Origin of the sequence: Pseudoalteromonas luteoviolacea NCIMB 1942 (genome assembly GCF_001625595.1) — a bacterium.
Taxonomy (GTDB): Bacteria; Pseudomonadota; Gammaproteobacteria; order Enterobacterales; family Alteromonadaceae; genus Pseudoalteromonas; species Pseudoalteromonas luteoviolacea_A.
This window is the reverse complement of sequence record NZ_AUXT01000045.1, coordinates 1-898: the sequence shown is the minus strand read 5'-3', so window position 1 is coordinate 898 and position 898 is coordinate 1. Positions and strand designations below refer to the sequence as shown.

2 protein-coding genes are annotated in these 898 nt (G+C 35.6%); one reads left to right on the top strand and one right to left on the bottom strand.

The window, feature by feature from the left end:
• Positions 1–118: 118 nt before the first annotated feature.
• Positions 119–289, bottom strand: coding sequence for an ISAs1 family transposase (locus N482_RS24010; protein WP_081227717.1), 171 nt, complete (start codon positions 287–289; stop codon positions 119–121).
• A 305-nt stretch (positions 290–594) separates the two neighbouring features.
• Here N482_RS24010 and N482_RS03560 point away from each other — a divergent pair.
• A partial coding sequence (locus N482_RS03560) for a hypothetical protein (protein WP_155730465.1) occupies positions 595–898 on the top strand: 304 nt, incomplete at its 3' end.

The window sequence follows — 898 nt, the reverse complement described above, 5'->3', positions numbered from 1 at the left end:
CAGTTTTACATCCATTTAGAGGAACAGGCTTGAAACTGGCCATATCAATGCGACTCACCACTCTAGCAATGGTATCGTGACGAGGCACGCCATTAATTAACGGCACAAATTTATGCAATCAAGAGAGCTTGTCATGGGCAAAGTCTTCGATTTCTTCCCAATCTTGGCAACCTGCAATCACGGCACTGACTGTCAGAAATAAAATATCAAATAACTGATGTTTAACTTTACCTTGTTGCCGTGGGTCATCAATGGTGGAGAAGTATTCGAACAATATATTGGCTTGCATAAATAGACCGTATATCTTAAAAGCAATATAAGGTCATAAATTTATGTCAAGGTAAAATTCGTGATCGTGCACTGGGTTTAAATCTAAGTGTGTGATTTTTTATTTAATAAAAAACTATTAACTTTAGATTTTAAATGTTTTAAAATTACTTATTTTTATTAATTACTTTTGTTTTTTATTTTAGAGCTTTTGACTTTCCTCTCTTGGTTTGTGTTATTATATTTCAAGTTTATTATTTTAATTATTTAACCTTTTTAACCCGTCGGGAATATATCAAATTTTAAAGTACAAAATAGGGGAAATACGTGAAAGTGAAAATTTATTGGGCGACGGCGCTTATCATTCTACTTGGTGGGTGCAAGGCGACACAGCCTACTGTTCAAGTAAATACAGACAAGTCAGATAAGGTTGCTGTCAAAACCTCCGAATTAACAATGTCAGGGTTATGCCAGCCCTTAACATTTAACTGCCATAAGAAGCAAAAACAGCACGCGTACACTAAAGATGTATGGGCAGGAGTCATGAAAACACATACATTTGTAACAGACCATGACGCGCTTTTTATGCTCAATGAATTGAAGACAAAGACTCAGGGTGCGAGCACACTTT